The sequence below is a fragment of the Actinopolyspora alba genome (assembly GCF_900112765.1).
In the GTDB taxonomy this organism is placed as follows: domain Bacteria; phylum Actinomycetota; class Actinomycetes; order Mycobacteriales; family Pseudonocardiaceae; genus Actinopolyspora; species Actinopolyspora alba.
Window position 1 is genome coordinate 305,874 of sequence record NZ_FOMZ01000001.1, and the last position, 24,964, is coordinate 330,837.

Here is a 24,964-nt window from a genome sequence, read left to right on the forward strand (position 1 = left end):
ATGACGCGACCCACCGGACACATGCTCGTCGCCGGAACGGAGATCGCCGGCAAGGGCGCGGGGATCCGTGCCGTCGATCCGGCCACCGGGCAAACCCTGGAGCCGGAGTTCGGCCACGGCAGCCCCGCCGATGTCGACCGCGCCTGCACCGCCGCCGAGGAGGCGTTCCCCGTCTACCGCGCCGCCCCGCGCAACGACCGCGCGGCGCTGCTGGACCGGATCGCCGACAACATCGACGCGCTCAACGAGACGCTGGTCGAACGCGCGCACTCCGAGAGCGGGCTGCCGAAGGCACGACTGACCGGCGAGGTCGGCCGCACCACCGGGCAGCTGCGGATGTTCGCCTCATTGGTCCGACAGGGCGACTTGGAGGCGCCACGCGTCGACCCGTCACCCGCCGCCGACGGCTCCCGTTCGCGGCCCGACATCAGGCAGCGTCGGATTCCGCTGGGACCGGTGGCGGTGTTCGGCGCGAGCAACTTCCCGCTGGCCTTCTCCGTCGCGGGTGGTGACACCACCTCCGCGCTGGCCGCCGGTTGCCCGGTGGTGGTCAAGGCGCACGACGCCCACCCCGGCACCTGCGAGCTGGTCGCGCGAGCCGTGACCCGGGCGGTCACCGAGCTCGACATGCCCGCAGGCACCTTCTCGATGCTGTTCGGCTCCGGGCCCGAGCTGGGCACCGCACTGGTGACGGACCCGCGGATCCAGGCGGTCGGCTTCACCGGTTCCCGCTCCGGCGGACTGGCGCTGCTGGCGGCGGCGCAGTCACGGCCGCGCCCGATCCCGGTGTTCGCGGAGATGAGCAGCACCAACCCGGTGTTCCTGCTGCCGAACGCGCTCGCCGAGCGGGCCGGGGACATCGCCACCGGTTTCGTCGGGTCGCTGACCTCGGGAGCAGGCCAGTTCTGCACCAACCCGGGGCTGGTCGTCGCGGTCGACGGTCCGGAACTGCGGGAGTTCCTGAGCGCCGCCGCCGACTCGGTCGCGGCGAGCGAACCGAGCACGATGCTCACACCCGACATCGCCCACGCCTACGCGGACCGGCTGGGCGAGCTCGCGGCACACCCCTCGGTCGAGGAACTGGCACGGGGAACCGGGACGGACCGGCCGAACACCTGCCGCCCCGCTCTGCTGGCCACCGATGCGGGCGAGTTCCTCGCCGACGAGTCGCTCCACCAGGAAGTGTTCGGCGCGTGCTCGCTGGTGGTCCGGTGCCGCGACGCCGAGCAGCTCCGCGAGGTCGCGCGGAACCTGGAGGGCCAGCTGACCGCCACGGTGCACGCCGCGACGGCCGACCACCCCGAGGCCGCCGCGCTGCTGCCACTGCTGGAACGGTGCGCGGGGCGCGTCCTGTTCGACGGCTGGCCGACCGGGGTTCAGGTGGGTCACGCGATGGTCCACGGTGGGCCGTTCCCCGCCACCTCGGACTCCCGGGGCACCTCGGTGGGCACCCTGGCCGTGGAGCGGTTCCTGCGGCCGGTCGCCTACCAGGACGTCCCCGAGGCACTGCTGCCCGACTCCGTCGCGCCGGGCAACCCCGAACAGCTGTGGCGCCGGGTCGACGGCGAACCGGGACGGCACTGAAGCGGGCGGTCGAAAGCACTTTCCGCCGGATCCTTCCGCCCCCAGCAGGAGGCGATAATGCCTACCGCGGGGACGGCTCACTTGGAACGGGTAGCTCCGTAACCCCGGGTTGGCCGCGGCTGCCGCAGCCTCGATCTCACCCAAGTCGGTGGAGATCCCGAAAGCATTGCGAATCGTCAGCACCGAGTAGTGACTATTCCACGAATTACCGAGGTTTTTGCTGATGGAACGAGAAGAAGGCAACAAGGCGGCCGTGGACACCCCGGATAGACCATTCCTGGGCCGAATCCGGAACTTCGGCCCAGGAATCGTGGCCGTCCTGAGCATGATGGGAGCCGGTGACCTCGTCACCGCCTCCGTGTCGGGCTCGAGCTACGGGTACAACCTCATGTGGCTGCTCGCCCTTTCCCTGATCGTTCGGTTCGTCATCGTGAACCTCATGGGCAGGTATCAGATTCTGAACCTGAAGGGGCAGACGATAGTCGAGGGCTACAGCGATGTCTCCAAGTACTACCCGTGGTTCATCGGCATCGCCATCCTCGTCAGTGGCCACTTCTTCAATGCCTACATGATCACCGGGGCGGGGGAGTCCCTCGCTTGGATATTCAATATCGGCCATCCGTTCATGTGGTCATGCGCGGTGGTTCTGGTCAGCCTGTTCGTCATCGGTCGTAATGTCTACAACACCATCGAGAAGCTCCTCAAACTCCTCCTGGTGTTGATGACGACCGCCTTCCTGGGGCTGGCGATCTACTCGGTTCCCGACGTGGGTGGGATCGTCAAGGGCACGGTGGGATTCGGCATCCCGAGTGATACCGGCGCGTTCGGGGTCTTCGCCGTCGCCCTCTCCCTGATCGGAGCGGTGGCGGGATCGATGGCCAACTTCCTGTACCCCTACTTCGTGAAGGAGAAGGGCTGGAAGGGTGTGCGCCACAAGAGGATCCAGCGCAACGACATCCTGTTCGGCATCTGCGCCGCCATCGTGATCAACCTGACGGTCTGGGTCGTCGGCGCCGAGATCCTCAGCCCGAACAACATCGAGGTCAACAGCTTGGAGGACATCTCCAAGGCGCTGTCGCTGCACCTGGGGACGTTCGGCGCCGTCGTCTTCTACCTCGGGGCGTTCGGAATCCTCTACAGCAGCGTGATCGGGTACGCGAACGGTTTCCCCAAGATCATAATCGATTGTTTGCACATGATCAGGCCGGAGCGCCGGGAGAAGTTCGGGCGGAAATTCGACGACGACCCGTGGTTCAAGTGGTTCAGCCTGTTCATTCTGATCTCGCCCATCATCTGGTCCATCCCCGGGATGCCCGGATTCGTCGAGATGGCGATCTTCGTCACCGGGATGCAGGCCGTCGTCGTGCCGATCACGGCGATCGGCCTCATGATTCTCGTGAACAAATCGAGCCATTTGGGCGAGCACAAGGCGAGCATCGCGGAGAACACCGTTCTGGTTCTGACCACCGCCCTGGCGATCTGGGTGAGCATCAAAGCGGTCATGGGGTGGTTCTAGTACCGCGGCCGGACGCTGGTGCTCGTGGCCGGCGCTGGGCCGGACCCGGTTCTTCCCCAGCGAATTCGTTCCGCGGGAAAAGGAGTTCCTAGGAGGCGGTGCCCGGTCGGTTCGCCGGGCACCGCCTCACGTGCGGCAACATCCCCTCGTTCAGCCGTCCAGGTTCAGCAGTGCCGTGTAGACCTCGCGACGCATACTCGTCCCTTTGAGCCGCGAGGTCCGCTCCGCCCCGAGCACACCGGCGGACGGCGAGTAGGAGACCCCGCCCGCCGGGCCCAGCGGTAGCGAGATCGCCGGTGGAGCCGGTTCGTAACGGGTGAGCTCGCCCTCGTCGTCCGCCAGGGCCCGGATGTTGGCGGCCACCACCCCGGCGTGCAGTTCGGCCGCCTTTGCCGTCTTGGCCTCCGGGATCGAGGTGAGGTCACCTATGGCGAACACGTGGTCCTGGCCGGGCAGCCGGAGTTCCGAGGTGACGTCGAGCGCCCCGTCCTCCCGGCGGGCCACCGCGAGTTCCTCGTCCAGGTATCCGCTGGTGGGCACCACTCCGTAGCAGCGGAACCAGAGATCCGCGTCGATTCGCTCGCCGGGACGGGTGGTCACGGAGAACGCCCCCGGTTCGCCGGGTTCGGAGGGCGGTTGTTCGGCCAGGGGGTTGCCGAACGAGAGCTCCACGCCGAGCTCGTCGAGCTGGCGCCGCAGTTCGGCGCGCAGCTCCGCCGGGAACGGCACCGCCGAGAGCGGTTCGGGCGCGGGATCGACGACGGTAACGGACTTGTTCGGCCAACCGTGCTTGATCTCCCCCGCCAGCTCCAGCCCGGCCGGCCCGGCCCCCAGCAGCAGGACGCCGCGCGAGTCGGCCAGCGCGTCGTGCGTGGTGCGCAGCTTCTTGACGGCGAGGGCGCTGTCGGTGACGTCCACCTTGGCCGGGAACGGATAGGAAGAGCCGGTGGCCAGCACCACGTAGTCCGCCTCGATCCGCTCGCCGGAGGCGAGTGTGACGGCCGAGTGGTCCACGCGCACCGCGCGGTCGCGGATCACCCTTCCGTTGCCGAGCAGGTTGTCGTAAGGCAGGAAGATCAGGTCCAACCAGGACGGTTCGACCAGCGCCCGGAGAGCCGCGACGTTGTGCACGAAGGTGTCGCGGGGTTCCACGAGCACGACCTCGGCGAACTCGTCGATCGCCCTGGCCGCCGTGATACCGCCGTATCCGCCACCGACAACGACGACGGTTGCTGTCATGGTTCCTCCGATATCCACGGGCCGTCACCCGCCTCGCGTTCGGGAACGGCTCGTTCCGCGTCAAATATTAATGTCATTATGTAACAGTTACAGTATGACATTAATTTGGCGGGTGGATAGAGTTGCACTCATGAGCGAGCACGAGACACGTCCCCCGAGCCTGCTTTCGCTGCCCTCCTACCTGGCGGGGCACGTCGCGCGTATCGGCCACCGGGAGCTGGACGGGGCGCTCGCCGAACGAGGACTGCGGTTACCGCACTTCGCGGTGCTCACGGCGCTCTCGGACTTCGGGCCGCTGACGCAGCACGTGCTCGCCGATCGGCTCCGGTTCAACCGCAGCCATCTGGTCGGCTACCTCGACAAGCTGGAGCAGCGGGAACTGGTGCGCCGGGAGCGCGACCCCGAGGACCGACGTCGGCACCGGGTCACGCTGACCACGGCCGGAGCGGAACTCGCCGGGGAGATGACAGCGGTCGCCCGGTCCGCGCAGCGAGAACTGCTCAGCCCCCTCACGGACGAGGAACGTGACACGCTGGTCGAGCTGCTGGGACGCGTGCTGGCCACCGACGACTCGGGGCGGAACTCCGCTGCCGACCGGGCTGCCGACTGAGTCCGGCACTCTTCGGAGAGACGCGCACCCGTCCGACGGACGGAACTCGCGCGTCCGACGTAAGCGACCGCTCGTGCGGGCACCGCTCCCTGCCGATGCTCACATGCACGCGACGCCTGATTGGGTACTCGTCCCGAGAAACGGTGAATTCACCGGCTTCGGCGCGCCATGACGTGAACAATCGATGACATGGCACAGACGACCAACAAGCAGGGTGAATGGCTGAAGAGCTCCTACAGCGCGGTAGCCAGTGACAACTGCGTGGAGGTGCGACTCACCGGCACCGCCGTGGGCGTCCGCGACTCCAAGAACCCGACGGCCCCGTCCACACCTTCACCCACCACGCCTGGCACGCCTTCCTCCGCGCCACGACCGAACCGACCGAATAGGACCGTTTTCAGTGACAACAACGCGTCAAGACGGTGTCGTCGGTTCAACTCACGAAACCGACGACACCCGTCGAAAACACCGATGACGACCAACGCGCTCACATAACAGTCAACGGCTCACCCTCGACGTCGAGTTCAGCGATGGCACGGCTGCCCAGCGATACCAGCTGTTCAAGTGCGTCGCGATCCAGACTGAGCACGAAGCTCTCCGAGGAACCGAACGCGAGGTTGGCCTGCTCGTTGAGCCGGTCCACCTCACAGCGGACCGCCACCCCACGGGCCATCTCCACGTAGGACTCCACCGATACCCCGGTGTGCCGGTAAAGACTCATGATCCACGCTCCTTGCTGGTCGATACGATGATTGATCGAGCTGACAGGAATGGTGGCCACCACAACCAAGATAAGACTGACCGTCAGTCTTTGACAGCCATCTGATCGGGTGAGTTACGAGAGGAAGCGCATGGGCCGTGCCCGTCAGACGTTCGAGCGGCGGCAACTGGGGCTCACCCTGCGTCGACTCCGGGAACAAGCAGGCAAATCACAGCACGCCGCTGCGCAGGAGATCGGCAAGGCGCGCTCGCGGTTGGTCCAGATCGAGGACGGTGAGGGAACCCTGCCACCGGACAGCCTCGACAGCCTGCTCGATCTCTACTCGGTAGAGCCTCAGGAACGGGAAACGGTACGAGCGCTGGCGAGCTCGGCCCGAAAACGCCAGAAACGCAGGGCGTACGTGGACACGCTGCCCGACGCCTACCAGCGGTTCGCCGACCTGGAAAGCAACGCGACCGAGATCAAGGCGTTCGAACCGAGCATCGTTCCCGGACTACTGCAGTCGCCTTCCTACATCCGTTCGGTAATAAGCTCCTGGGAAGGCATCTTCACCAGCTCAGCACCGGCCGAGATCGAACAGCGTATCGACTATCGGATGAATCGCCAGTCCAAAACATTGCACAGTGAGCACCCGAGCGAGCTCGACATCGTGCTCGCGGAGCACGCCATCCTGGACATGAAGAGAACTGACTTCTTGCTGCGGGATCAGCTCGAACACGTGCTGTCCCTGCTTGATCATCACGAAAGCCTGACAGTTCGAGTGCTGCCGGTAGGAGCGGTGTCGAATCCGGCTTGTGGCGGCGGATTCACGATATTCGGTTTCGGGGACCGAGGTTCACCGATAGCTTTCTCCTCGGTTGTACACGGCCCATCCGTCTACCTCGACGACGCGGAAGACGTGGGAGTGCTCACCAGAATCTTCGATCGAGTGTGCGAGTTGACACTCTCTCCAGAGGAGTCACGGGCTTTCCTGGAACGAACCCGCAAGGAGGTCTGATGTACGACACCGGCTGGATCAAGAGCAGTCGCAGTTCCGGAGGCAGCGACAACTGCGTGGAGGTGCGACTCACCGACACCGCCGTGGGCGTCCGCGACTCCAAGAACCCCGACGGCCCCGTCCACACCTTCACCCACCACGCCTGGCACGCCTTCCTCCGCACCGCCACCACCCTCGACGAGCACCGGCGATGAGAGCACCGGGACACCGCCGGACCGGGCGGAGTTAGCACGATCGGCGGTGGCCGGGCGTCAATTTCTCGCGAAATCGCCGCCCGGCCACGCCGTCCTTCGAGGGCTCGCCCCTGGGGGCATCAGCTCATGAACTCACCCTCCAGCATCTCGGTGACCAGGGCAGCCACCGGGGACCGCTCGGAGCGGGTCAGTGTGACGTGCGCGAACAGCGGGTGACCCTTGAGCTTCTCGATCACGGCCGCGACGCCGTCGTGCCTGCCGACCCGCAGGTTGTCGCGCTGCGCCACGTCGTGGGTGAGCACCACCCGCGAATTGGCACCCAGCCGCGACAGCACCGTCAGCAGCACGTTGCGCTCCAGCGACTGCGCCTCGTCGACGATCACGAAGGAGTCGTGCAGCGAGCGCCCCCTGATGTGGGTCAGCGGCAGCACTTCGAGCATCTCCCGGTCGATGACCTCGTCGATGACGTTCTGCCCCGCGAGCGCGCCCAGCGTGTCGTAGACCGCCTGCCCCCAGGGCTGCATCTTGTCGTCCTCGCTGCCGGGCAGGTAGCCGAGCTGCTGCCCGCCCACCGCGTAGAGCGGCCGGAAGACCATCACCTTGCGGTGCCTGTTCTGTTCCATCACGGATTCCAGCCCGGCGCACAGCGCCAGCGCGGACTTGCCGGTTCCGGCCCGACCGCCCAGCGAGACGATGCCGACCTCGGGGTCCAGCAACAGGTCCAGGGCTATCCGCTGCTCGGCGGAGCGACCGTGCAGCCCGAACGCCTCGCGCTCACCGCGCACCAGCCGCACCGTCTTGTCCGGGGTCACCCGGCCCAGCGCGTTCTTCGTTCCCGCGAGCAGCCGCAACCCGGTGTTGACCGGGAGTTCGGCGGCTTCGGCCAACTCCACCGAGCCGGACTTGAACAGCGTGTCCACCTCGTTGGGCGGCACGTCCAGATCGGTCATGCCGGACCAACCGGTGGAGATCACGTCCTGCGCCCGGTACTCGTCCGCGTCCAACGCCACAGCGGCGGCCTTGACCCGCAGCGGCATGTCCTTGCTGATCAGGGTCACCAGGTGACCGTCACCGGCCAGGTTCAGCGCGCACGCCAGGATGCGGGCGTCGTTGGACTCGTTGCGAAACCCCGGAGGCAGCACCTCGGGGTCGGAGTGGTTCAACTCGACGTGCAGTCGACCACCCGACTCACCGACCGGAACCGGCTCGTCCAACTTGCCGTGTCGCAGTCGCAGGTCGTCGAGACCACGCAGCGCCTCCCGCGCGAACCAGCCCAGTTCGGGGTGGTGGCGCTTGCCTTCCAACTCGCTGATCACGACCAGTGGCAGGACGACACTGTGCTCGGCGAACCTGGTGAAAGCCCAGGGGTCCGACAACAGCACAGAAGTGTCCAGGACGTAGCTACGCACTCCCCTTCCCTCGGACGCGTCCGACGGACGCGGTGCGGGAGCTGAGGAATTCACGCTTTCGGAACCGGACAGGGGCTCCGCTTGCTGGGAACGTCGTGTCATCACGGCTACTCCCTAACGGGCACGAACGACCGCGCCCGTTCGTCGGCGGGCCGGGCCGCCCCGCACCCCGTCGGAGTCGGGCCGTGGGCAGCCACCCGGTGGAGCCCGATCCGACCTTCGACACGGGTGAAGGGCCTCCCCGGACGGGCCGCAACTGCACGACCCGTCACCGCGGACGCTACCCGTGTGATCGGACGTTGGCAGGCAGCCACACAGGTGATTAAACGAATCGTCACCCGAAAGCCACAGTGTGCACACCCACACGGCCCCTACGGTGAACCCATCACCCGACCGTGGGCCGTGGACTGTTTCGCACCCGCACGCCGCGCGGAATCGATCCCGCGGTTCGCACCGCCTACCCGAGTCAGCGAGGGGACATCCCGCGCAGCCACTCCCCGCGCCCCGCACGGCGCACCCGGTCGGCGGCGATCCCGGCCGCGAACGAAAGCGTGTCGGGCAGGCCGGACAGCGGGGCACCACCGGCGACCGCGTGGACCACCGCACCGTGGAACACATCGCCCGCGCCGAGCGTGTCCACCGCCTCGACCTCGGGGACGGGAACGCTGCCGCTCGCGCCGTCCGGCGACCACCAGAGCACGTCCCCGGGCCCCCGGGTGATCGCCACGGACCCCACTCCGCGTTCGAACAGCGCGGCGGGCTGCTCGTCGAGCTCGGTCGTACCGGGCATCCGGAAGTCGGCGGAGCAGACCGCGAGGTCCACTCGGGGGAGGATCTCGGCGAGCACGGGTTTCCAACTGCCACCGTCGAGCACCACGGGAGCACCGGCCCGTTCGGCGTGCCGCACGGCCGCTCGGGCGAGCACGGGACGATGACCGTCCACGAGCACCGCGTCGGGGACGGTCCGCAGCAGTGCGCCCGGCTCCGGATCGGCATCCTTCGGGGCGCGCGAGACCACGCTGCGGCTACCGGTGGTGCTGTGCACCGTCACGGCGGAGACCACCGGCGGCGTCCCGCTCCCGGGAGTGACGTCGAGCAGTTCGACTCCGTGCTCGGCGAGTTCGTCCGCCACTACCCCGGCCATCGGGTGATTCCCCAGTGCCGTCAGCAGGCTCACCTCCGAACCGAGCGCGGCGGCGGTGACGGCGGCCCCGGTGGCAGGCCCGCCCGCGCTCAACTCTGCCCGCTCGGCGGTGGTCTTCTCGTTCGGCCCCGGGAACTCGGCCACCCGCTGCAGCAGGTCCAGCGTGACCATCCCGGCGCACAGCACGGCGCGTCGGCTCATCGGCCCTCCGATCGGCGGAAATCCCGGCGTTCGCGCCGGGGAGCAGTCAAGCGGCGATTCTGCCGGAGAGCTCGGACCGCAGGGTGTGCGGCGGCAGCGGCCGATCCAACAGCCGTTCGTAGCGAGCGCGGCGGTGTTCGGGACCATCGGCGTCCAACCAGGAACCGGTCAACTCGTACGCGGTTGGGCAGACGACGGCGTACGCGGCGGCGGAAGGGTCGGAGAGACGTTCCAGCAGCACCCGGGCACGCGAATCGTCCAGCAGCAACCAGCGCCGCAGGTACTCGCGCACCCGGTGGGGATCGGTGCCGTGCTCGTGCAGCATCAGCGCGGCGTCCCGCCGTACCCCGGCGAGCACGCGCCGCGCGGCGTCCATTCGTTCGAGGTCCTCCGCCGCGGGCACCGGCAGAATCCCGTGGAGCACCTCACGAACCCGGGCTCCCCAGGCCGGACCGAGCAGCACGTCCAGCGCCCGTTCGGCCAGTCCCTCCGAGACCGCGCACTGCGGGGTGTCGGTGAGCGCGATGTCGTGTTCGGGAAGCGTGCCGCGGCAGTGCTGGGTGTGGTGGCCGGGATAGCTCTCGTGCGCCAGCAGCCTGGGCAGGTCGCTGAGGCGGTGCGGCACGGCGGTGCTGACGGTGACGACGGAGCGGCCGCCGCCGAGGTAGTGCTGCAGCCCGCCGAAGGAAGGATCGTGCCGGAACCGGTACGTCACCCGCTCGTGCACCGGCAGCCGGAACGCCGCTCGCGCCCGGACTCGGAAGGCTTCGGAGAGGGCACGCACGCAGTCGGGCAGCGCTTCCGCCGGGACGCGTTCGCGTTCGCGGAAGTTCGCCACCCGCTCGACCAGCGTGGCGCCCCGGGGCAGCCAGTGGGCGAGTTCGTCGTGGACCGCCGCGTAGTGCTCGGGGTCGGTGCGGTCCACCTCGAGCTGGAAGCGGCGGCGCAGCCTGCCCGCGAACGACACGGGACCCCCGGCGAGCCCGCGGGCGGCGCAGTCCAGCGCGGCGAGCTGCCCGAGCAGGAAGTCGGTACGGTCGGCATCCAGCGCGGCCCGCCGGACGGTTCGACGCAGTCCGCGTGCCTGTGAGGCGAGCAAGCCGGGAAGCGGTGCGGGCTCGCGGTCCACCTGCCCGCGCAGCGCGCGATCGCCGGTGTAGCTCTGCACGAAGCCGAGGGACAGCCGCCCGAACCGCAGGCCGAGGACGAGGTACTCGGCGACCGGCGCTTCGGGCATGTCGGCAGGATAGCGGAGGTCGCGGCTTTCGTGCCGTGTTCGCGCCGCGGGGATCGGGGCGTTCGCCCCCGAGAGTGACGCACGACCGGAAAGCTTCCGGCGAATCATTCCGAGCACCAACGTCGCCTTTCGTGTGTCACCCGAAAGATACCTTTAGAAACCAAATTAGATATTTACACGATAGTGTTACCGAGCTTTCCTCGCGATCATGCAGTCGATAGGTTTCCTTCGTGTGCGCGCCCACGGCGGAATTTTCTGGGGTTCCGTCGTGCGAACCGCGTTCCACGAATCACCCGTACCGACAGGGAGCGAGAAAATGCTGAAGAAGACCGCCGCCACCGTGGGTATCGCCGCCGCCGGCATGGTCGCCATGGCCCCCATGGCCAGCGCCGACTCCAAGGACAACGACGGCATCAACATCCTCAACGACAACAACATCAGCGCCGTCCCGGTCCAGCTGTGCGGCAACAACGTCGCCGTGCTCGGCGTTGTCGCCAACGTGCTGACCTCGCAGTCCTCCGAGTGCGTCAACGCCCCGGTCGTGGACCACCCCAAGGCGATCAGCTGAGCCCGGATCCCGCGCGGAACCGGAAGAGCCGGAGTGGACGGAGCTGACCTGACAGCCGTCCACTCCGGATTCAGCGGCGAACCGAACGACCCCCCGGAGAGCTCGGAACGAGAACGGAGCCGTTTCTTCCGCGCGATCGCGTGCCACGATTCGGCAGCCGATTTCCGTTCTGAAGGGCGATTTTCCGCACTGACGGACTCGTTCCGGGTCAACTCACGACAAAATCTCCTCCGCCGCTCGGAGTGCGAACAGGCGGAGAGCGTCGGAATCGACGTGTAATTCGAAGGAGAACTCCCCCATGCTGAAGAAGACCGCCGCCGCCGTGGGTATCGCCGCCGCCGGCATGATGGCCATGGCCCCCATGGCCAGCGCCGACACCAAGGACAACGACGGCATCAACATCCTCAACGACAACAACCTGAGCGTGCTGCCGGTCCAGCTGTGCGGCAACAACGTCGCCGTGCTCGGTGCGGTCGTCAACCTGCTGCACGCGCAGCCCTCGGAGTGCGTCAACGCCCCGGTCGTGGACCACCCCACCTCGATCACCAACGGCAGCTGAGCACGGGCTGAACGGATTCGTCCCGACTCATCGGGATGAAACGAGCGGGGTCGGACATCGCGGTCCGGCCCCGCTTCTCGGTTCCACGGATATCGTCGACGTCGCGGCACTTCGCGACTCGCGCCCGCCGTTCGGGACCCCGGTTCGGGAACTCGATCCAAGAGCTCTGCCGAGAACGCGTCAGTTCCCGAATCTGCGATGCCGAGCCGCGAAATTTCGCAGTGCGCGCAGGAAGTCCACTCGCCGGAAGGCGGGCCAGTAGGCCTCGCAGAACCAGAACTCCGAGTGCGCCGACTGCCAGAGCATGAAACCGGACAATCGCTGTTCACCGGAAGTGCGGATCAACAGCTCCGGATCGGGCTGCCCGGAGGTGTAGAGGTGTTCGGCGATGTGATCGACGTCGAGCACCTCGGCGAGTTCCTCGATGGTGGTTCCCGCCTCGGCGTGCCGCTGCAGCATCTTGCGCACCGCGTCGGCGATCTCCTGCCTGCCGCCGTAGCCGACCGCCACGTTGACCTGCATCCCGTCCCGGTTCTCGGTCCGCAACGCGGCGGCCGAGATCCTGGCCGCGATCTCGGTGGGCAGCAGGTCCATCGCACCCACGATGCGCACCCGCCACGGCGTGCCGGGCTGGGTGATCTCCTCCACGACACCGGCGATGATCTCCAGCAGCGAGTCGACCTCGCTGCTGGCCCGCCGGAGGTTGTCGGTGGACAGCAGCCACAGCGTGACCACTTCCACCTGGTTCTCCCGACACCAGCCGAGAAAGTCCGAGATCTTGCGCGCCCCGGCACGATGACCGTAGTCGGCGTCGAACCCGGCCTCCTTCGCCCAGCGGCGATTGCCGTCCAGAATCACACCGACGTGTCTGGGGGGTTGCGCCCCCTTTAGCTGCCGGCGCAATCGCCGTTCGTAGAGATCGTAGACAAGCTCTCGTAGCCGAAGTCTCAGCGCCACGTTCCACGAGACTACTCGGAGGCTCGACGAGCACGGCAAGCGACCGCAGGATCGACACGGCCGCTCCGCGCGCAGCTCACCGAGGCGGGCGATTCGTGGCTCGTCCCGCACCGGGCGGGTGAACGTCATCATGTCGAGCGGAGCGGGGCGGTCTCCCTCCCGTAGGCTCGAAACGTGCCAACAGCGAGCCGCAACACGCGCGAGCCCTCGGCCGCTCAGCCGGTCAAACCCAAGCTGCGGGGCTGGATCCACCTGTGGTCCGCGCTCGGGGCGCTGGTCTCTGGCGCCGCGCTGATCGCGCTGGCCGGAACCACGGTGTCCGGACGTGCCGCGCTGGGGACCTCCATCTACGTCGCCACGGTGCTGGGCCTGTTCGGCGTAAGCGCGCTGTACCACCGCAGGACGTGGCGCACGGAAGGTGCGCGGACCACGATGCGGCGCCTCGACCACTCCATGATCTTCCTGTTCATCGCGGGCACCTACACGCCGCTGGCGATGCTGGCGATGCGGCCGACCACGGCGACGGTGGTGTTGGCGGTGGTGTGGGGCGGCGCACTCGGCGGCGTGGTGCTCAAGCTGGCCTGGCCGAACGGCCCGCGCTGGGTCGGGGTACCCGTCTACATCGCCCTCGGGTGGGTCGCGGTCTTCGTGCTGCCCGACCTGCTGGCCAACGCCGGGGCCACGGCGTTGGTGCTGCTGGTGGTCGGCGGCGTGCTCTACACCGGGGGTGCGATCTGCTACGCGCTGCGCCGCCCCGATCCGTGGCCGAGGGTGTTCGGCTACCACGAGTTCTTCCACGCGGCGGTCTCGGCGGCCGCGATCTGCCACCACATCGCCATCTGGCTGGCGCTGTACTCCTGAACGGGGCACTCCGGTCACGGCCCCGTCCGGGGGAGACGGATGGACCCCGTCCGGGAGACCGGTCGGCGGGAGCCTCCCGGACGCTCCCGCCTCGGGACGGCCGGTGTCGAGTGGGCGCGCTCAGCCGCGCAGCGTCGCCAGCAGCTCCGCCGCGCTGCCGACGGGCCGATCGCACACGTAGCCCCTGCAGACGTAGGCCGCGGCTGACCCCGCCAACAGCCCCCGGTCGGCCAGCAGCGGAACCTCCGCGTCCTCGGGTTCCCCCGCCACGGCCACCGCGCCACCCGGCGAATGACGACGGGCGGTGGCGATCAGCTCGTCCCGGTCGCTGTCGGCGGGACCGGCCACGGCGATCTGCAGCGGCCCGTGCCTGCTCGCCTCGGCCGCGGCCAGCCAGTGCCCCGCGAACCTCGGGGCGCGCCGCGCGAGCAGCCCCGCCCGGTTCAGCGCCTGTTCGGCGGCCTCGCGGTAGCGCCCGGATCGCTCGGAGCCCGCGAGCGCCCCCGCCGTCACCAAAGCCGAGGTGACCGAGGACGCCCCGGATGGGCTCGAGTTGTCCGTGGGATCCGAAGGGCGGTTGACCAGGGCTTCGGCGTCCGAAGCGGTGTCGTGGAACGCCCCCGGGTTCTCGGTGTCGGCGAACAGCTCCAGCGCGGTGTCAAGCAGCTCGCACGCCGTGTCCAGCCAGTGCGCCGAACCGGTGGCCTGGTGCAGGCTCAGCAGCCCCTCGGCGAGGCAGCCGTAGTCCTCCAGCACTCCTTCGGCGGTGCCCGGCACACCGGCGCGGGAGGTGCGCAGCAGCCTGCCGTCCCGGAGCTGGGTGTCCAGCAGCAGCCGCGCGGCCGTCTCCGCCGCGCTGAGCCAGTCGGGGCGGTCCAGCGCGGTGGCGGCCTCGGTCAGCGCGGTGATCGCGAGTCCGTTCCAGGCGGTGACCACCTTGTCGTCCCTGGCGGGCTGCGGGCGTCCCGCGCGTTCCCGCAGCAGCCGCTCCCGCACGTCCCGCCACCGCTCGGGATCGTCCGGATCACGGAGCAGGCGCAACGTGGAGGTGCCGTGCTCGAAGGTGCCTTCCGAGGTCACCCCGAAGATCTCCGCCGCCCACGTGCCGTCGTCCTCGCCGAGCGCCTGGCGCAGCTGCTCCGGGGTCCACACGTAGGTGATCCCCTCGCCCTGCTCGGTGTCGGCGTCCAGCGAGGCCGCGAAGCCGCCCTCCGGGGTGCCGAGGTCGCGCACCAGGAACTCCGCCGTCTCCCCCGCGACCCGCCGCGGCAGTTCGGGGTCGGTGCCGGGAACCCCGGCGGCGTGCCGCCGCGCCAGGTGGGTGTAGGCCCGCAGCAGCAGCGCGTTGTCGTAGAGCATCTTCTCGAAGTGCGGCACGATCCAGGACGCGTCCACGCTGTAGCGGGCGAAACCACCCGCCAGCTGGTCGTTGATGCCGCCGCGCGCCATCGCCACGGCCGCGCTCTCGGCGAGCTGCCACGCCCGCGCGCCGGTGCCGGTGTCGCCCGCGCGTTCGTGGTGGCGCAGCAGGAACTCCAGCACCATCGACGGCGGGAACTTGGGAGCACTGCCGAAACCGCCGTTGTCGGCGTCGAACTCCTCGGCCAGCCCGGTCACCGCGGCTTCCAGCGCCTCGTCGTCCACCGCGGACTCCGGCAGCGCCGCGCGCTGGCTCGCCAGCTGCTCGACGATCTTGCTCGCGCTCTGCCGCACCTCCTCGGTGCGTTCCTGCCAGGCGCTGATCACCGCGTCGAGCAGCTGCCGGAAGGACGGCATGCCGTGCATCGGCGCGGCCGGGTAGTAGGTGCCGCAGTGGAACGGCTCGCCGTCCGGGGTCAGGAAGCAGGTCAGCGGCCAGCCCGCCTGGCCGGTCATGGCCTGGGTGGCCTGGATGTAGACGGCGTCGATGTCCGGGCGTTCCTCCCGGTCGACCTTGATGTTGACGAACTCCTCGTTCATGATCCCGGCCGTGTCGGGATCCTCGAACGACTCGTGCGCCATCACGTGGCACCAGTGGCAGGCCGCGTAGCCGATCGAGAGCAGCACCGGCACGTCGCGCCGCCGTGCCTCCTCGAACGCCTCGGTGCACCAGGGCCACCAGTCGACCGGGTTGTCGGCGTGCTGGAGCAGGTACGGACTCGTCGCCCGGGCTAGCCGCTGTGCCATACCCGCAGCGTCCCACGCCGACGGTCCCGGCACCGAGCAGCCCCGCCGCGAGAAGCCCCGCCGGAACTCGCGCGGGTCGCCGGTTCCCGCCCGAGCGGTCGGTGTCTCGCCGTGTCGGCACGGCTCCTGAGCGGCGAGGGCAGGACGCCGCTCGGGAACGGCCGAAGGCGGTCACCGGAACCGGATCAGTCCACTCCGGGCAGTTCCACCTCGGTGATCAGCCCCCTGTGGTCGGTGCCGCTGATGTCGACCGTCCGGTAGTCGGCGGCGCCGACCTCGCTGCCGCCGACGAGCACGTGGTCGATCGTGATCCCGAGGAACTCCGGCAGGGAGGACGGCCAGGTCGTGCTCAACCCGGTACCCGCGGTGCTGCCGACGTCCGTGCATCCGTTGGAGGTCAGTCGCCGCATCGGCCCCTGGTTCAGCGTGGAGTTGAAGTCCCCGGCGAGCACGAACGGCCGCTCGAAATCACAGTACTCCTCGAGCAGGTCGTGACCGACCCGCCATCCCGACGTCCCTCCCGGAAGCGGCGGCGGGGGGTGCACGGCGGCCACGTGCCAGGTCACCGCCGAGCCCCTGATCTTCGCGTCGATGGTGCCCAGCGAGCCCGCGACTTTTTCGGTTCCGAACTCCGGCCGGAGCTCCGGTTTCACCAACAGCGAGGTGGGGTAAGGGCCGATCCGCCTGCGGGTCGGGTGCTCGACGTCGCCAACCAGGGGGGCGTGTGTCTCGTACACGTACTCGTCCCCGGTGCGGGCGAGCCTGTCGACCAGTTTTCCGGCATAACCGTTCAGGAAAGGTGTGGAAACGTTCCTGAGCCGTCGTATTGCTACGCGGCGTTGGCCCCGGCCCGTTGTGTCGGGGTCTTCCCGTGGCGATACCCGCTGCCAGCGGGGCTGGTCTTACGTGGGTTTCCAGCGGGCTCGTTTTTCGTCGCCCCGCAACTCGGGGAGGACGCCAGGCCCGCGAGGTTGCGGGCCGCATTGAGGTCGCGATCAGTGCGGTAGCCGCAGTGATCGCAGGTGAATGTCCGCTCGGACAGGCGCAGTTTGGCTTTCACCGCACCACAGTCGTTGCAGGTTTTCGAGCTGGGGTAGAACCGGTCTGCCGCCACCAGATCGCGGCCTGACCAGGTGGTTTTGTAGTCGAGTTGGCGACGCAGCTCGCCCATGCCGACACCGGAGATGGCGCGAGCCAACCGGCGGTTGCGCACCATCCCGGCCACGTGGAGGTCTTCCACCACGACGGTGTCGAACTCGGCCACGAGTCGGGTGGAGAGCTTGTGCAGCCCGTCGCGGCGCGCGTTCGCCACGGCGGTGTGCAGCGTGGCGATGCGTGCTTGGGTCGTGCGCCACCGGTTCGACGGTGTGCGCTTGGTGCGCTTGTCCGGGCCCTGCTGGCGGGCGGCCCGACGCTGCAACCGGCGCAACTCCCGCTGCGCGGCGTCGAGGTGTTTCGGGTTGGCGATGATTTCCCCGGTGGAAAGCACCGCCAGGTGCTTCACCCCGAGGTCAACACCCACCGTCCCGCCCTTGACCGCAGGCTCAGGTTCGGTCTTGGTGATCTCGACGGACAACGACACGTGCCACCGGCCGCGTTGAAACGACACGGTGGCCGATCGGATGCGGGCGGTGCCGCGTTCGACGTGCCGGGCGAGTTTGCGGGTGGATTCGTGCGTGCGCACGAGCCCAATGCGGGGCAGCTGCACATGCCGCCGATCCGACTCGGACAGCCCGAACGAACCGGTGGAGAACCGGCACGACAAGCGGTGGCGCTTGGACTTGAACCGGGGAAACCCGATCCGCTTCCCGGCGCGTTTACCGGTGCGGGACGTGTGCCAATTACCCAGAGCATCAGCCAGATTGGCCAGACCCGAGGCGTAGGCTTCCTTCGAGTTCTCGCCCCACCACGGGGCCACCTCGTCCTTCGCGGCGTTCCAGGCTTTGCGCAGGGAATAGGCCGACCAGTTCAGGCTCGGCGTCAACTCGGATTCGGGCACGCCGTAGGAGCGTTCGGCTTCCCGCTGGTTCAGCACGGCCCTGACCTGGGCCAGGCCCCAGTTGTGGGCGAACCGTGCCGCGCCGCAGTGCGACGACAACATGGCCTGCTGCTGCCCGGTCGGGTCGAGCGCGAATTGGTACGCCTGCAACACCGTGGTCATCGCGGCGGCACCTCCGCCGCCTTCAGTGCTGCTTTCGCCCGCTTGGCCGCCGACCGGCGCCCGTACAAGCGGGCGCACATCGACGTGAGCACTTCGGTCATGTCGCGCACCAGGTCGTCTTCCACTTCGGCGTCGTTGAGTACGACGATTCGGCGGGACTGGGCGGACAGGGCGGCTTCGAGGTGTTCGACACCGAATCGGGCCAGCCGATCGCGGTGTTCCACCACGATGGTAGTTGCCTCGGGGGTAGCGAGCAGCTTCCGCAGTTTCTGCCGGTCGCCGTTCAACCCGGACCCGATCTCGGTGACCGTGGAATCTAGTGCGAGACCACGGCGAGCGCACTCTTGGACTACTCGTCCAGCTTGCCGATCCAGATCGTCGCGCTGATCCGCGCTGGAAACCCGACAGTACGCCACCGTCCGCCCGGTCTCAACCGTGGGCGGTTCGACCAGGATCGTGCCGGTGGACAGCTGACGAGCGGGCGCGGGCAAAGTTCCCGCGTGGAACCAGTTCAACGCGGTCCGGTAGGAAACACCCTGTTCCCGCGCCCACTCCTTCAGCTTCATGGGAACACTTTAGCACAGAGTGACACGTAATTACTCAGATGCCCGAACGGTTTTCGACCCCTGGAAGCTTCCGGCAGCGAGACCACCGCCGGATCGGCGCGCCGGATCTCCCTGGCGATCTCCGCCAGGTCGGCACCGTCGGCGGAAACGTTGAAGACGGCTATCCCGACCGAGCCGGAACCGGAGGAGACCGAACCGCTCGTCCCCCAGGTCGGGGGCAGCATCCCGATCGTGGAAACCAGCGCGGTGACCAGCGTCAGCGCCGAGATCACGAAACGCCGCCGCCACAACGGCACCACGGCGAGCAGCAGGACCAGCACGTTCAACTGGGGTCGCAACGCCGACAGCTGTGCCCAGGGGGTGAAGAGGTCGGTCCCGAGGCTGCCCGCCCACAGCACCGAGGCCACCCCGGCGAGTCCGCACAGGTAGAGCGCCGTTCGCAGTCGCCGTTTCCACGTTCCGGCTCGGCCTCCGGAAGCGGAATCGGAAAGGTGTTCGATCTTCAACGAACTCATCGTAGAGTTCGGCCCTCGACACGAACACCGAGAGCTCGTGATCGAGCTCCCCGTTCGGATTCTTTCCGGAGTCCGACGAACCACCTGGGGGACGGGGCATCCCAGGCCGGTCGGCACCGGAAATCGGCTGCGTGCGACACGCGCCGCGAGGCATGCTGGTGCCCGTGTTGTTGACGTTGAGCACCACCATGGGGGAGCGACCGGCCAGCGATCTGGGGTTCCTGCTGCACAAGCACCCCGAGCGGGCGCAGTCCTTCGACGTGACGGCGGGCAGGGCGCACGTTTACTACCCGCGCGCCGACGAGCACGACTGCACCGCCGCGCTGCTGCTGGAGACCGATCCGGTGGAGCTGGCGCGACAGGCCCGCCAGGGCGGTTCGTGGGCGCTGGGCCCCTACGTCAACGACCGCCCCTACGTGGCCTCCTCGCTGCTGGCGGTGGCGCTGGGCAGGGTGTTCCGGACCGCGCTGGCGGCCCGCTGCGAGGCGCGGCCCGAGCTGGTCACCCGAGCGGTGCCGCTGCGGATCGAGCTGCCCGCCGTGCCGCACGGCCGGGACCGGGAACTGCCGCGCCGCCTGTTCGAACCGCTGGGCTGGGAGGTCGAGCACGAGGTGCTGCACGACCCGGACCGGGGCGAGACCCGGTACGGGCGGCTGGCGCTGCGCGGCGAGCACACCGTCTCCGAGGCGTTGAACCAGCTCTACGTGCTGCTGCCGGTGCTCGACGACGCCAAGCACTACTGGGTCGGCCAGGACGAGATCGACAAGCTGCTGCGCGCGGGCGGGGCCTGGCTGGCGAGCCACCCCGAGCGGGAGCTGATCAGCGGGCGCTACCTGGTGCACGCGCGACCGCTGGTGGACGAGGCGCTGCGGCGGCTCACCGCTGAAGAGGGCACCGACCACGACGACGGCACCACCGAGACGCGCCCGCTGGCGGCGCAGCGCCGGGCCGCCGTGCTGGAAGTGCTGCGCACGACCGGGGCCCGCTCGGTGGTCGATCTGGGCTGCGGCGACGGCAAACTGCTGCGGGACCTGCTCGACGACACGGAGTTCGGCGAGATCCTGGGGGTGGACGTCTCCACCCGCGCGTTGCGGGCCGCCGAGCGCACCCTGCGGTTGGAGCGACGTTCGGAACGCGAGAACCACCGGATCCGACTTCGGCAGTCCGCGCTGACCTACACCGACTCGGGGTTGGTGGGCTACGACGCGGCCGTGCTCATGGAAGTGATCGAACACGTCGACCCGGAACGGCTGCCCGCGCTGGAACACGCGGTGTTCGGGCACGCGCGCCCGGCCCGGGTGGTGCTGACCACCCCGAACTCGGAGTACAACTCGCGCTATCCGGACCTGGTCGGTGGGATGCGCCATCCCGATCACCGCTTCGAGTTCGACCGTGCCGAGTTCGCGGAGTGGACGCGGCGGGTGGGACGCACCCACGGCTACACCGCCACGTCGAGCGGTGTCGGCGAAGCGGACCGGCGACTCGGACAGCCCACCCAGCTGGCCGTGTTCACCCGAAACGACCTCTCCGACAGGGACGCGACATCATGACCGAGACCGAGGACGCGAGCGCGGATCCGAGTGTGACCGAGCTGGAACTTCCCGAGCTCGCGCTGATCGTGCTCGTGGGTGCTTCCGGCTCCGGCAAGTCCACCTTCGCCGCCAGGCACTTCCCGCACACCCAGGTGCTGTCGAGCGATCACTGCCGGGCGATGGTGGCCGACGACCCCACCGACCAGGACGCGACGGCCGACGCCTTCGACGTGCTGCACCACATCGCGGGCAAGCGGCTGGCGGCGGGCCGGGTGACCGTCGTGGACGCCACGAACGTGCACAACCACGCCAGGCAGTCGCTGATCCGGCTCGCCCGGGAGCACGACGTGCTGCCGGTCGCCGTGGTGCTCGACATGCCCGAGAGCCTCTGCCTGCGGCGCAACGCCGAGCGCCCGGAGGCCCCGGATCCGGGTGTGGTGCGGCGGCAGCGCAAGGACCTGCGCCGCTCGCTGAAGGGACTGCGGCGGGAAGGGTTCCGGCGGGTGCACGTGCTCCGTTCCGAGTCCGAAGTGGATTCGGCGGAACCGCGGTGGACCAAGCTGTTCAACAACCGCCGCGCCGACACCGGCCCGTTCGACGTGATCGGCGACGTGCACGGCTGTCGCGTGGAGCTGGAAGCACTGCTGACCGAGCTCGGCTACCGGCTGCGGCACGATGCCGACGGGAACGCGGTCGACGCCGAACACCCGAGGGGCAGGCGCGCGATACTGCTGGGTGACCTGGTGGACCGGGGGCCGGACAGCGCGGGCACGCTCCGGCTGGTCATGGGCATGGCCGAGTCGGGCAACGCGCTGGTGATCATCGGCAACCACGAGCACAAACTGGTCAAGGCGCTCGACGGCCGCAAGGTGCGGATCCCGGATTCGCTGCGGGAGACGCTGGATCAGCTCGACGGGCTGGGTGCGGACTTCCGACGACGTGCCCGCGACTTCTGCGACGGACTGACCGCCCACTACGTGCTGGACGGCGGGAACCTGGTCGTGGCACACGCGGGCCTGCCGGAGCGCTACCACGGCAGGGCCTCCGGCCGGGTGCGCGCGTTCGCGATGTACGGCGACACCACCGGCGAGACCGACGAGTGGGGGCTGCCGGTGCGTTATCCCTGGGCCAAGGAGTACCGGGGCAGCGCGACGGTGCTGTACGGCCACACCCCGGTGGCCGCGGCCGAGTGGGTCAACAACACGATGTGCCTGGACACGGGGTGCGTGTTCGGTGGGGAGCTCACCGCGCTGCGCTACCCGGAGCGGGAGACGGTGTCGGTACCGGCGGAGCGGGTGTACAGCGAACCGGCACGTCCGCCGCGGAACGACGAGTCGACCGACCGGGACGGGAGCGAGCGGCAGGATCCCGCCGAGCGGACCCCGCGACGCGAACCGGGAACGCTCGATCTGGGGGACGTGTCCGGGCGCCGCGTGGTGCACACCGGCCATCACGGCCGGGTGACGATCGGTGCCGAGCAGTCCGCCGCCGCCTTGGAGGTGCTGAGCAGGCTCGCGATCGATCCCCGGCTGCTGCTGTACCTGCCGCCGACGATGCCGCCCTGCTCCACGGTGACCGAGGGCGAGCTGCTGGAGCACCCGGAACGGGCCTTCGCCGACTATCGGCACCAGGGGATGCGGGAGCTGGTGTGCCAGGAGAAGCACATGGGCTCGCGCGCCGTGGTGCTGCTGTGCCGCGACGACCGGACCGCGCGGGAAAGGTTCGGGATCGAACCCCGGCCCTCGGGCACGCCGGGAACGATCCACACCCGCACCGGGCGGGCGTTCTTCGACGAGGCGACCTCGGCCACGCTGCTCGCGCGAGTCCACGCCGCCGTGGGCCGGACCGACCTGTGGGAGGAGTTCGACACCGACTGGTTACTGCTGGACACGGAGCTGCTGCCCTGGAACGCCAAGGCGGCGGGTCTGATCGACGAGCGGTACGCGGGCACGGCCACGGCAGGCGACAGCACGTTGCGGAGCACGCTGCGGGGTCTGCGCGAGGCGGAGCGGCGCGGGCTCGACGTGGCCGCGTTGCGAACCAGGTTCGAGGCCAGGCACACCGACGTCGAGCGCTTCCGCACGGCCTACCGCTCGTACTGCCACCCCGTCGACGGCACCGAGGGGATACGGCTCGCACCGTTCCGGGTGCTGGCGAGCGAGGGGCAGGCGTATCGCGACACCGAGCAGGAGTGGCACCTGGCAACCGCCGACCGGCTCGCCGAGGCGGATCCGGGGCTGTTCCGCACGACCCGACGACGCGCGGTCGACATCGACGACGCAGGCTCGGTGGCCGCGGCTACCGCCTGGTGGGAGGAGCTGACCGCCGAGGGCGGTGAGGGCATGGTCGTCAAACCGCGCACGGCGGCACCGCGCGGCCGGAACGGGCTGGTCCAGCCCGGGGTGAAGGTGCGGGGCAGGGAGTACCTGCGGCTGGTCTACGGACCGGAGTACACCGAGCCGCACAACCTGGAACGGCTGCGGAAGCGCTCACTCGGCAGGAAGCGATCGCTCGCGTTGCGGGAGCACGGCCTGGGGCTCGAAGCGCTCGATCGCCTCGCGGGCGGCGAACCGCTGTGGCGGCTGCACGAGTGCGTCTCCGCCGTGCTGGCCCTCGAATCGGATCCGGTGGACCCCCGGTTGTGACCACGCCGCGTGGAACGGACCACTCGTGCGGTCCGTTCCACGCGGCTACGAACGTGAGTTCCCGCCAACGCTCGACGGGAAAGATCCGCTCAGTCCGCACGCCCCCGATCGCGACGCTCCGCGGCCTCGTCTCCCGCCGAGTCGTCCGTCGGGGCGTTGTCGTCGGAGGGCTCGCCGCCGGAAGCCTCGGGGCCGGGATGTCGTCCCGGCTCCTCGGAAGCGGCGGACGAGTCGGAGTCCTCGGTTCGCTCGGCGGCCCCGTCGGCGGCCCCGTCGGCGGCCCCGGCTTCCCGCTGTCGGGCCAGGCGAGCGGCCTCGGCACGTTTGACGCGTTTCGGCGCCGCCGCGGCGGCGCGCTGCTCGTCGAACCGGGTGGGAACCTTGCCGAGCTGCCTGGTCATGGATCGGGCCAGGAAGACGACCGCGATCAGCAGCACCAGGATCAGGAACAGCGCGAGCGGGGTGGACTTGCCGACCCCCTCTTCCTGCACTCCCGGACCAGAGTCCTGCGCCACCACCATGACCAGCGGTTGCCGCTCCGTCGCGAGCACCGCCGCGTAACCGAGCACCGTCATGCGTGCACTCGCTCCTGCACCCCGGTGAACAGATCGTCTTCCGGCAACGTCGTGTCCACCAACGATCGCACCAGTTCGTACTCCTCGGTGGGCCAGACCGAACGCTGGATGTCCAGCGGGACCGCGAACCACCTGCTGTTCGGGTCGATCTGCGTGGCGTGGGCACGCAGTGCGTCGTCACGGACCTCGAAGTAGTCCGCGCACTCGACCTGCGTGGTCACCCGCTCGTAGGGATCCTGGCGTGAGGGGTCCCACTTCCGCAGCCACTCACCGTAGGGCGATTCCAGCCCACGCTCCAGCAACGAATCGTGGAACAGCTGCATTCGACGCCTGGAGAAGCCGTGCCCATAGTACAACTTGAGCGGCTGCCAGGGCTCACCCGCGCCCGGGAACCGGTCGGGATCACCGGCAGCGTCGAAGGCAGCCATCGAGACCTCGTGGCACTTCACGTGGTCCGGGTGCGGGTAACCGCCGTTCTCGTCGTAGGTAACCAGCACGTGCGGCCGGAACTCGCGCACGATCCGGACCAGTTCCTCGGTGGGCGCCTCCAACGGCTGATTGGCGAAACACCCGTCCGGCAACGGCGGCGGCGGATCGCCCTCGGGAAGCCCGGAGTCGACGAACCCCATCCACCGGTGGTGCACACCGAGGATCTCCGCTGCCTCGGCCATCTCGCGACGCCGTATCTCCGGCATGTTCTCGACCACTCCCGGCTTGTCCATCGCCGGGTTCAGGATGCTGCCCGCTTCACCTCCGGTGCAGGTGACAACCATCACGTCGTGACCTTCCGCCACATAACGAGCCGTGCTGGCCGCCCCCTTGCTGGACTCGTCGTCCGGGTGAGCGTGCACAGTCATCAGGCGAAGTTTCTCCGCCATGTCCGGTATTCCCTTCCCGTCTGGCTGTCGACACCTGTACCGCCCCCGCGAACTCCGGGCGGTACGCCCCAGGGATACTCAACCGCAGGTCGCTTTCCATTGTTCCCGAACGTCGATGTCGACCGGCGG

24 protein-coding genes are annotated in these 24,964 nt (G+C 68.9%); 11 read left to right on the top strand and 13 right to left on the bottom strand.

Annotated elements, in window-relative coordinates; all coding sequences use genetic code 11:
- A complete protein-coding gene (locus BM150_RS01270; RefSeq protein ID WP_092922475.1) occupies positions 1–1,584 on the top strand; it encodes an aldehyde dehydrogenase (NADP(+)) in 1,584 nt (527 codons plus the stop codon).
- Positions 1,585–1,807: 223 nt separating this feature from the next.
- Complete coding sequence (locus BM150_RS01275; protein ID WP_092922477.1) at positions 1,808–3,100, top strand: Nramp family divalent metal transporter; 1,293 nt, start codon at positions 1,808–1,810, stop codon at positions 3,098–3,100.
- Between the two features lie 150 nt (positions 3,101–3,250).
- Here BM150_RS01275 and BM150_RS01280 read toward each other — a convergent pair whose 3' ends face one another.
- A complete protein-coding gene (locus BM150_RS01280) occupies positions 3,251–4,339 on the bottom strand; it encodes an FAD-dependent oxidoreductase (protein ID WP_092922480.1) in 1,089 nt (362 codons plus the stop codon).
- Positions 4,340–4,469: 130 nt separating this feature from the next.
- Here BM150_RS01280 and BM150_RS01285 point away from each other — a divergent pair, with 130 nt between their 5' ends.
- Both BM150_RS01285 and BM150_RS01290 read left to right on the top strand, forming a co-directional pair.
- The gene (locus BM150_RS01285; RefSeq protein WP_092922483.1) at positions 4,470–4,949 is read left to right on the top strand and encodes a MarR family winged helix-turn-helix transcriptional regulator; all 480 of its coding nucleotides are present in this window, start codon (positions 4,470–4,472) and stop codon (positions 4,947–4,949) included.
- Between the two features lie 189 nt (positions 4,950–5,138).
- Positions 5,139–5,444, top strand: a complete 306-nt coding sequence (locus BM150_RS01290; protein ID WP_092922486.1) for a DUF397 domain-containing protein — start codon at positions 5,139–5,141, stop codon at positions 5,442–5,444.
- Here BM150_RS01290 and BM150_RS01295 read toward each other — a convergent pair.
- Positions 5,437–5,730 carry a hypothetical protein gene (locus tag BM150_RS01295; protein WP_130468144.1) on the bottom strand — a complete coding sequence of 98 codons (294 nt, stop codon included), beginning with the start codon at positions 5,728–5,730 and terminating at the stop codon, positions 5,437–5,439. The genes BM150_RS01290 and BM150_RS01295 overlap by 8 nt on opposite strands.
- Positions 5,731–5,800: 70 nt before the next feature.
- On the opposite strand from BM150_RS01295, the gene BM150_RS01300 reads away from it, so the two are divergent.
- Together BM150_RS01300 and BM150_RS01305 are read left to right on the top strand one after the other, a co-directional pair.
- Positions 5,801–6,667: a helix-turn-helix domain-containing protein gene (locus BM150_RS01300; protein ID WP_092922492.1), complete on the top strand. Its 867-nt coding sequence runs from the start codon at positions 5,801–5,803 to the stop codon at positions 6,665–6,667.
- Complete coding sequence (locus BM150_RS01305; protein WP_092922495.1) at positions 6,667–6,861, top strand: DUF397 domain-containing protein; 195 nt, start codon at positions 6,667–6,669, stop codon at positions 6,859–6,861. The genes BM150_RS01300 and BM150_RS01305 overlap by 1 nt, the downstream gene beginning before the upstream one ends.
- Positions 6,862–6,980: 119 nt before the next feature.
- On the opposite strand, the gene phoH2 is transcribed toward BM150_RS01305, so the two are convergent.
- The 3 genes from phoH2 to BM150_RS01320 form a co-directional block, all read right to left on the bottom strand.
- Positions 6,981–8,372, bottom strand: a complete 1,392-nt coding sequence (phoH2, locus tag BM150_RS01310; protein ID WP_092923251.1) for an RNA 5'-3' helicase PhoH2 — start codon at positions 8,370–8,372, stop codon at positions 6,981–6,983.
- 364 nt (positions 8,373–8,736) lie between these two features.
- Positions 8,737–9,615: a PfkB family carbohydrate kinase gene (locus BM150_RS01315; protein ID WP_092922498.1), complete on the bottom strand. Its 879-nt coding sequence runs from the start codon at positions 9,613–9,615 to the stop codon at positions 8,737–8,739.
- Positions 9,616–9,661: 46 nt separating this feature from the next.
- Complete coding sequence (locus BM150_RS01320) at positions 9,662–10,852, bottom strand: hypothetical protein (protein WP_175496621.1); 1,191 nt, start codon at positions 10,850–10,852, stop codon at positions 9,662–9,664.
- A 316-nt stretch (positions 10,853–11,168) separates the two neighbouring features.
- On the opposite strand from BM150_RS01320, the gene BM150_RS01325 reads away from it, so the two are divergent.
- Together BM150_RS01325 and BM150_RS01335 are read left to right on the top strand one after the other, a co-directional pair.
- Positions 11,169–11,420, top strand: coding sequence for a hypothetical protein (locus BM150_RS01325; protein ID WP_175496622.1), 252 nt, complete (start codon positions 11,169–11,171; stop codon positions 11,418–11,420).
- 298 nt (positions 11,421–11,718) lie between these two features.
- Positions 11,719–11,979 (top strand): hypothetical protein, encoded by a 261-nt coding sequence (locus tag BM150_RS01335; RefSeq protein WP_092922503.1) that lies wholly within the window; start codon positions 11,719–11,721, stop codon positions 11,977–11,979.
- A gap of 180 nt (positions 11,980–12,159) precedes the next feature.
- Here the strand turns inward: BM150_RS01335 and BM150_RS01340 are convergent, their stop codons facing one another.
- Entirely contained in the window at positions 12,160–12,936 is a 777-nt protein-coding gene (locus BM150_RS01340) for an isoprenyl transferase (RefSeq protein WP_092922506.1), read from the bottom strand.
- Positions 12,937–13,110: 174 nt separating this feature from the next.
- Here BM150_RS01340 and trhA point away from each other — a divergent pair, with 174 nt between their 5' ends.
- Complete coding sequence (gene trhA, locus BM150_RS01345) at positions 13,111–13,797, top strand: PAQR family membrane homeostasis protein TrhA (protein WP_092922509.1); 687 nt, start codon at positions 13,111–13,113, stop codon at positions 13,795–13,797.
- Positions 13,798–13,917: 120 nt separating this feature from the next.
- On the opposite strand, the gene BM150_RS01350 is transcribed toward trhA, so the two are convergent.
- From BM150_RS01350 to BM150_RS01370, 5 genes are all read right to left on the bottom strand, one after another.
- Positions 13,918–15,963 carry a thioredoxin domain-containing protein gene (locus BM150_RS01350; protein ID WP_092922512.1) on the bottom strand — a complete coding sequence of 682 codons (2,046 nt, stop codon included), beginning with the start codon at positions 15,961–15,963 and terminating at the stop codon, positions 13,918–13,920.
- A gap of 185 nt (positions 15,964–16,148) precedes the next feature.
- The gene (locus tag BM150_RS01355) at positions 16,149–16,700 is read right to left on the bottom strand and encodes an endonuclease/exonuclease/phosphatase family protein (RefSeq protein WP_175496623.1); all 552 of its coding nucleotides are present in this window, start codon (positions 16,698–16,700) and stop codon (positions 16,149–16,151) included.
- A 92-nt stretch (positions 16,701–16,792) separates the two neighbouring features.
- On the bottom strand, positions 16,793–18,124 hold the full coding sequence (tnpB, locus tag BM150_RS01360; RefSeq protein WP_175496624.1) for an IS607 family element RNA-guided endonuclease TnpB: 1,332 nt from the start codon (positions 18,122–18,124) through the stop codon (positions 16,793–16,795).
- A complete protein-coding gene (locus BM150_RS01365; RefSeq protein WP_092922518.1) occupies positions 18,121–18,690 on the bottom strand; it encodes an IS607 family transposase in 570 nt (189 codons plus the stop codon). The genes tnpB and BM150_RS01365 overlap by 4 nt, the downstream gene beginning before the upstream one ends.
- Positions 18,687–19,196, bottom strand: a complete 510-nt coding sequence (locus BM150_RS01370; RefSeq protein WP_139219417.1) for a hypothetical protein — start codon at positions 19,194–19,196, stop codon at positions 18,687–18,689. Before BM150_RS01370 ends, BM150_RS01365 begins: the two co-directional genes overlap by 4 nt.
- 173 nt (positions 19,197–19,369) lie before the next feature.
- Between BM150_RS01370 and BM150_RS01375 the strand changes: the two genes are divergently transcribed.
- Both BM150_RS01375 and BM150_RS01380 read left to right on the top strand, forming a co-directional pair.
- Positions 19,370–20,755 carry a 3' terminal RNA ribose 2'-O-methyltransferase Hen1 gene (locus BM150_RS01375; protein WP_092923260.1) on the top strand — a complete coding sequence of 462 codons (1,386 nt, stop codon included), beginning with the start codon at positions 19,370–19,372 and terminating at the stop codon, positions 20,753–20,755.
- Positions 20,752–23,382: a polynucleotide kinase-phosphatase gene (locus BM150_RS01380; RefSeq protein WP_092922524.1), complete on the top strand. Its 2,631-nt coding sequence runs from the start codon at positions 20,752–20,754 to the stop codon at positions 23,380–23,382. The genes BM150_RS01375 and BM150_RS01380 overlap by 4 nt, the downstream gene beginning before the upstream one ends.
- A gap of 89 nt (positions 23,383–23,471) precedes the next feature.
- Here BM150_RS01380 and BM150_RS23980 read toward each other — a convergent pair whose 3' ends face one another.
- The gene (locus tag BM150_RS23980; RefSeq protein WP_175496625.1) at positions 23,472–23,957 is read right to left on the bottom strand and encodes a hypothetical protein; all 486 of its coding nucleotides are present in this window, start codon (positions 23,955–23,957) and stop codon (positions 23,472–23,474) included.
- A complete protein-coding gene (mca, locus tag BM150_RS01390) occupies positions 23,954–24,835 on the bottom strand; it encodes a mycothiol conjugate amidase Mca (RefSeq protein WP_092922527.1) in 882 nt (293 codons plus the stop codon). The genes BM150_RS23980 and mca overlap by 4 nt, the downstream gene beginning before the upstream one ends.
- Positions 24,836–24,964 lie beyond the last annotated feature (129 nt).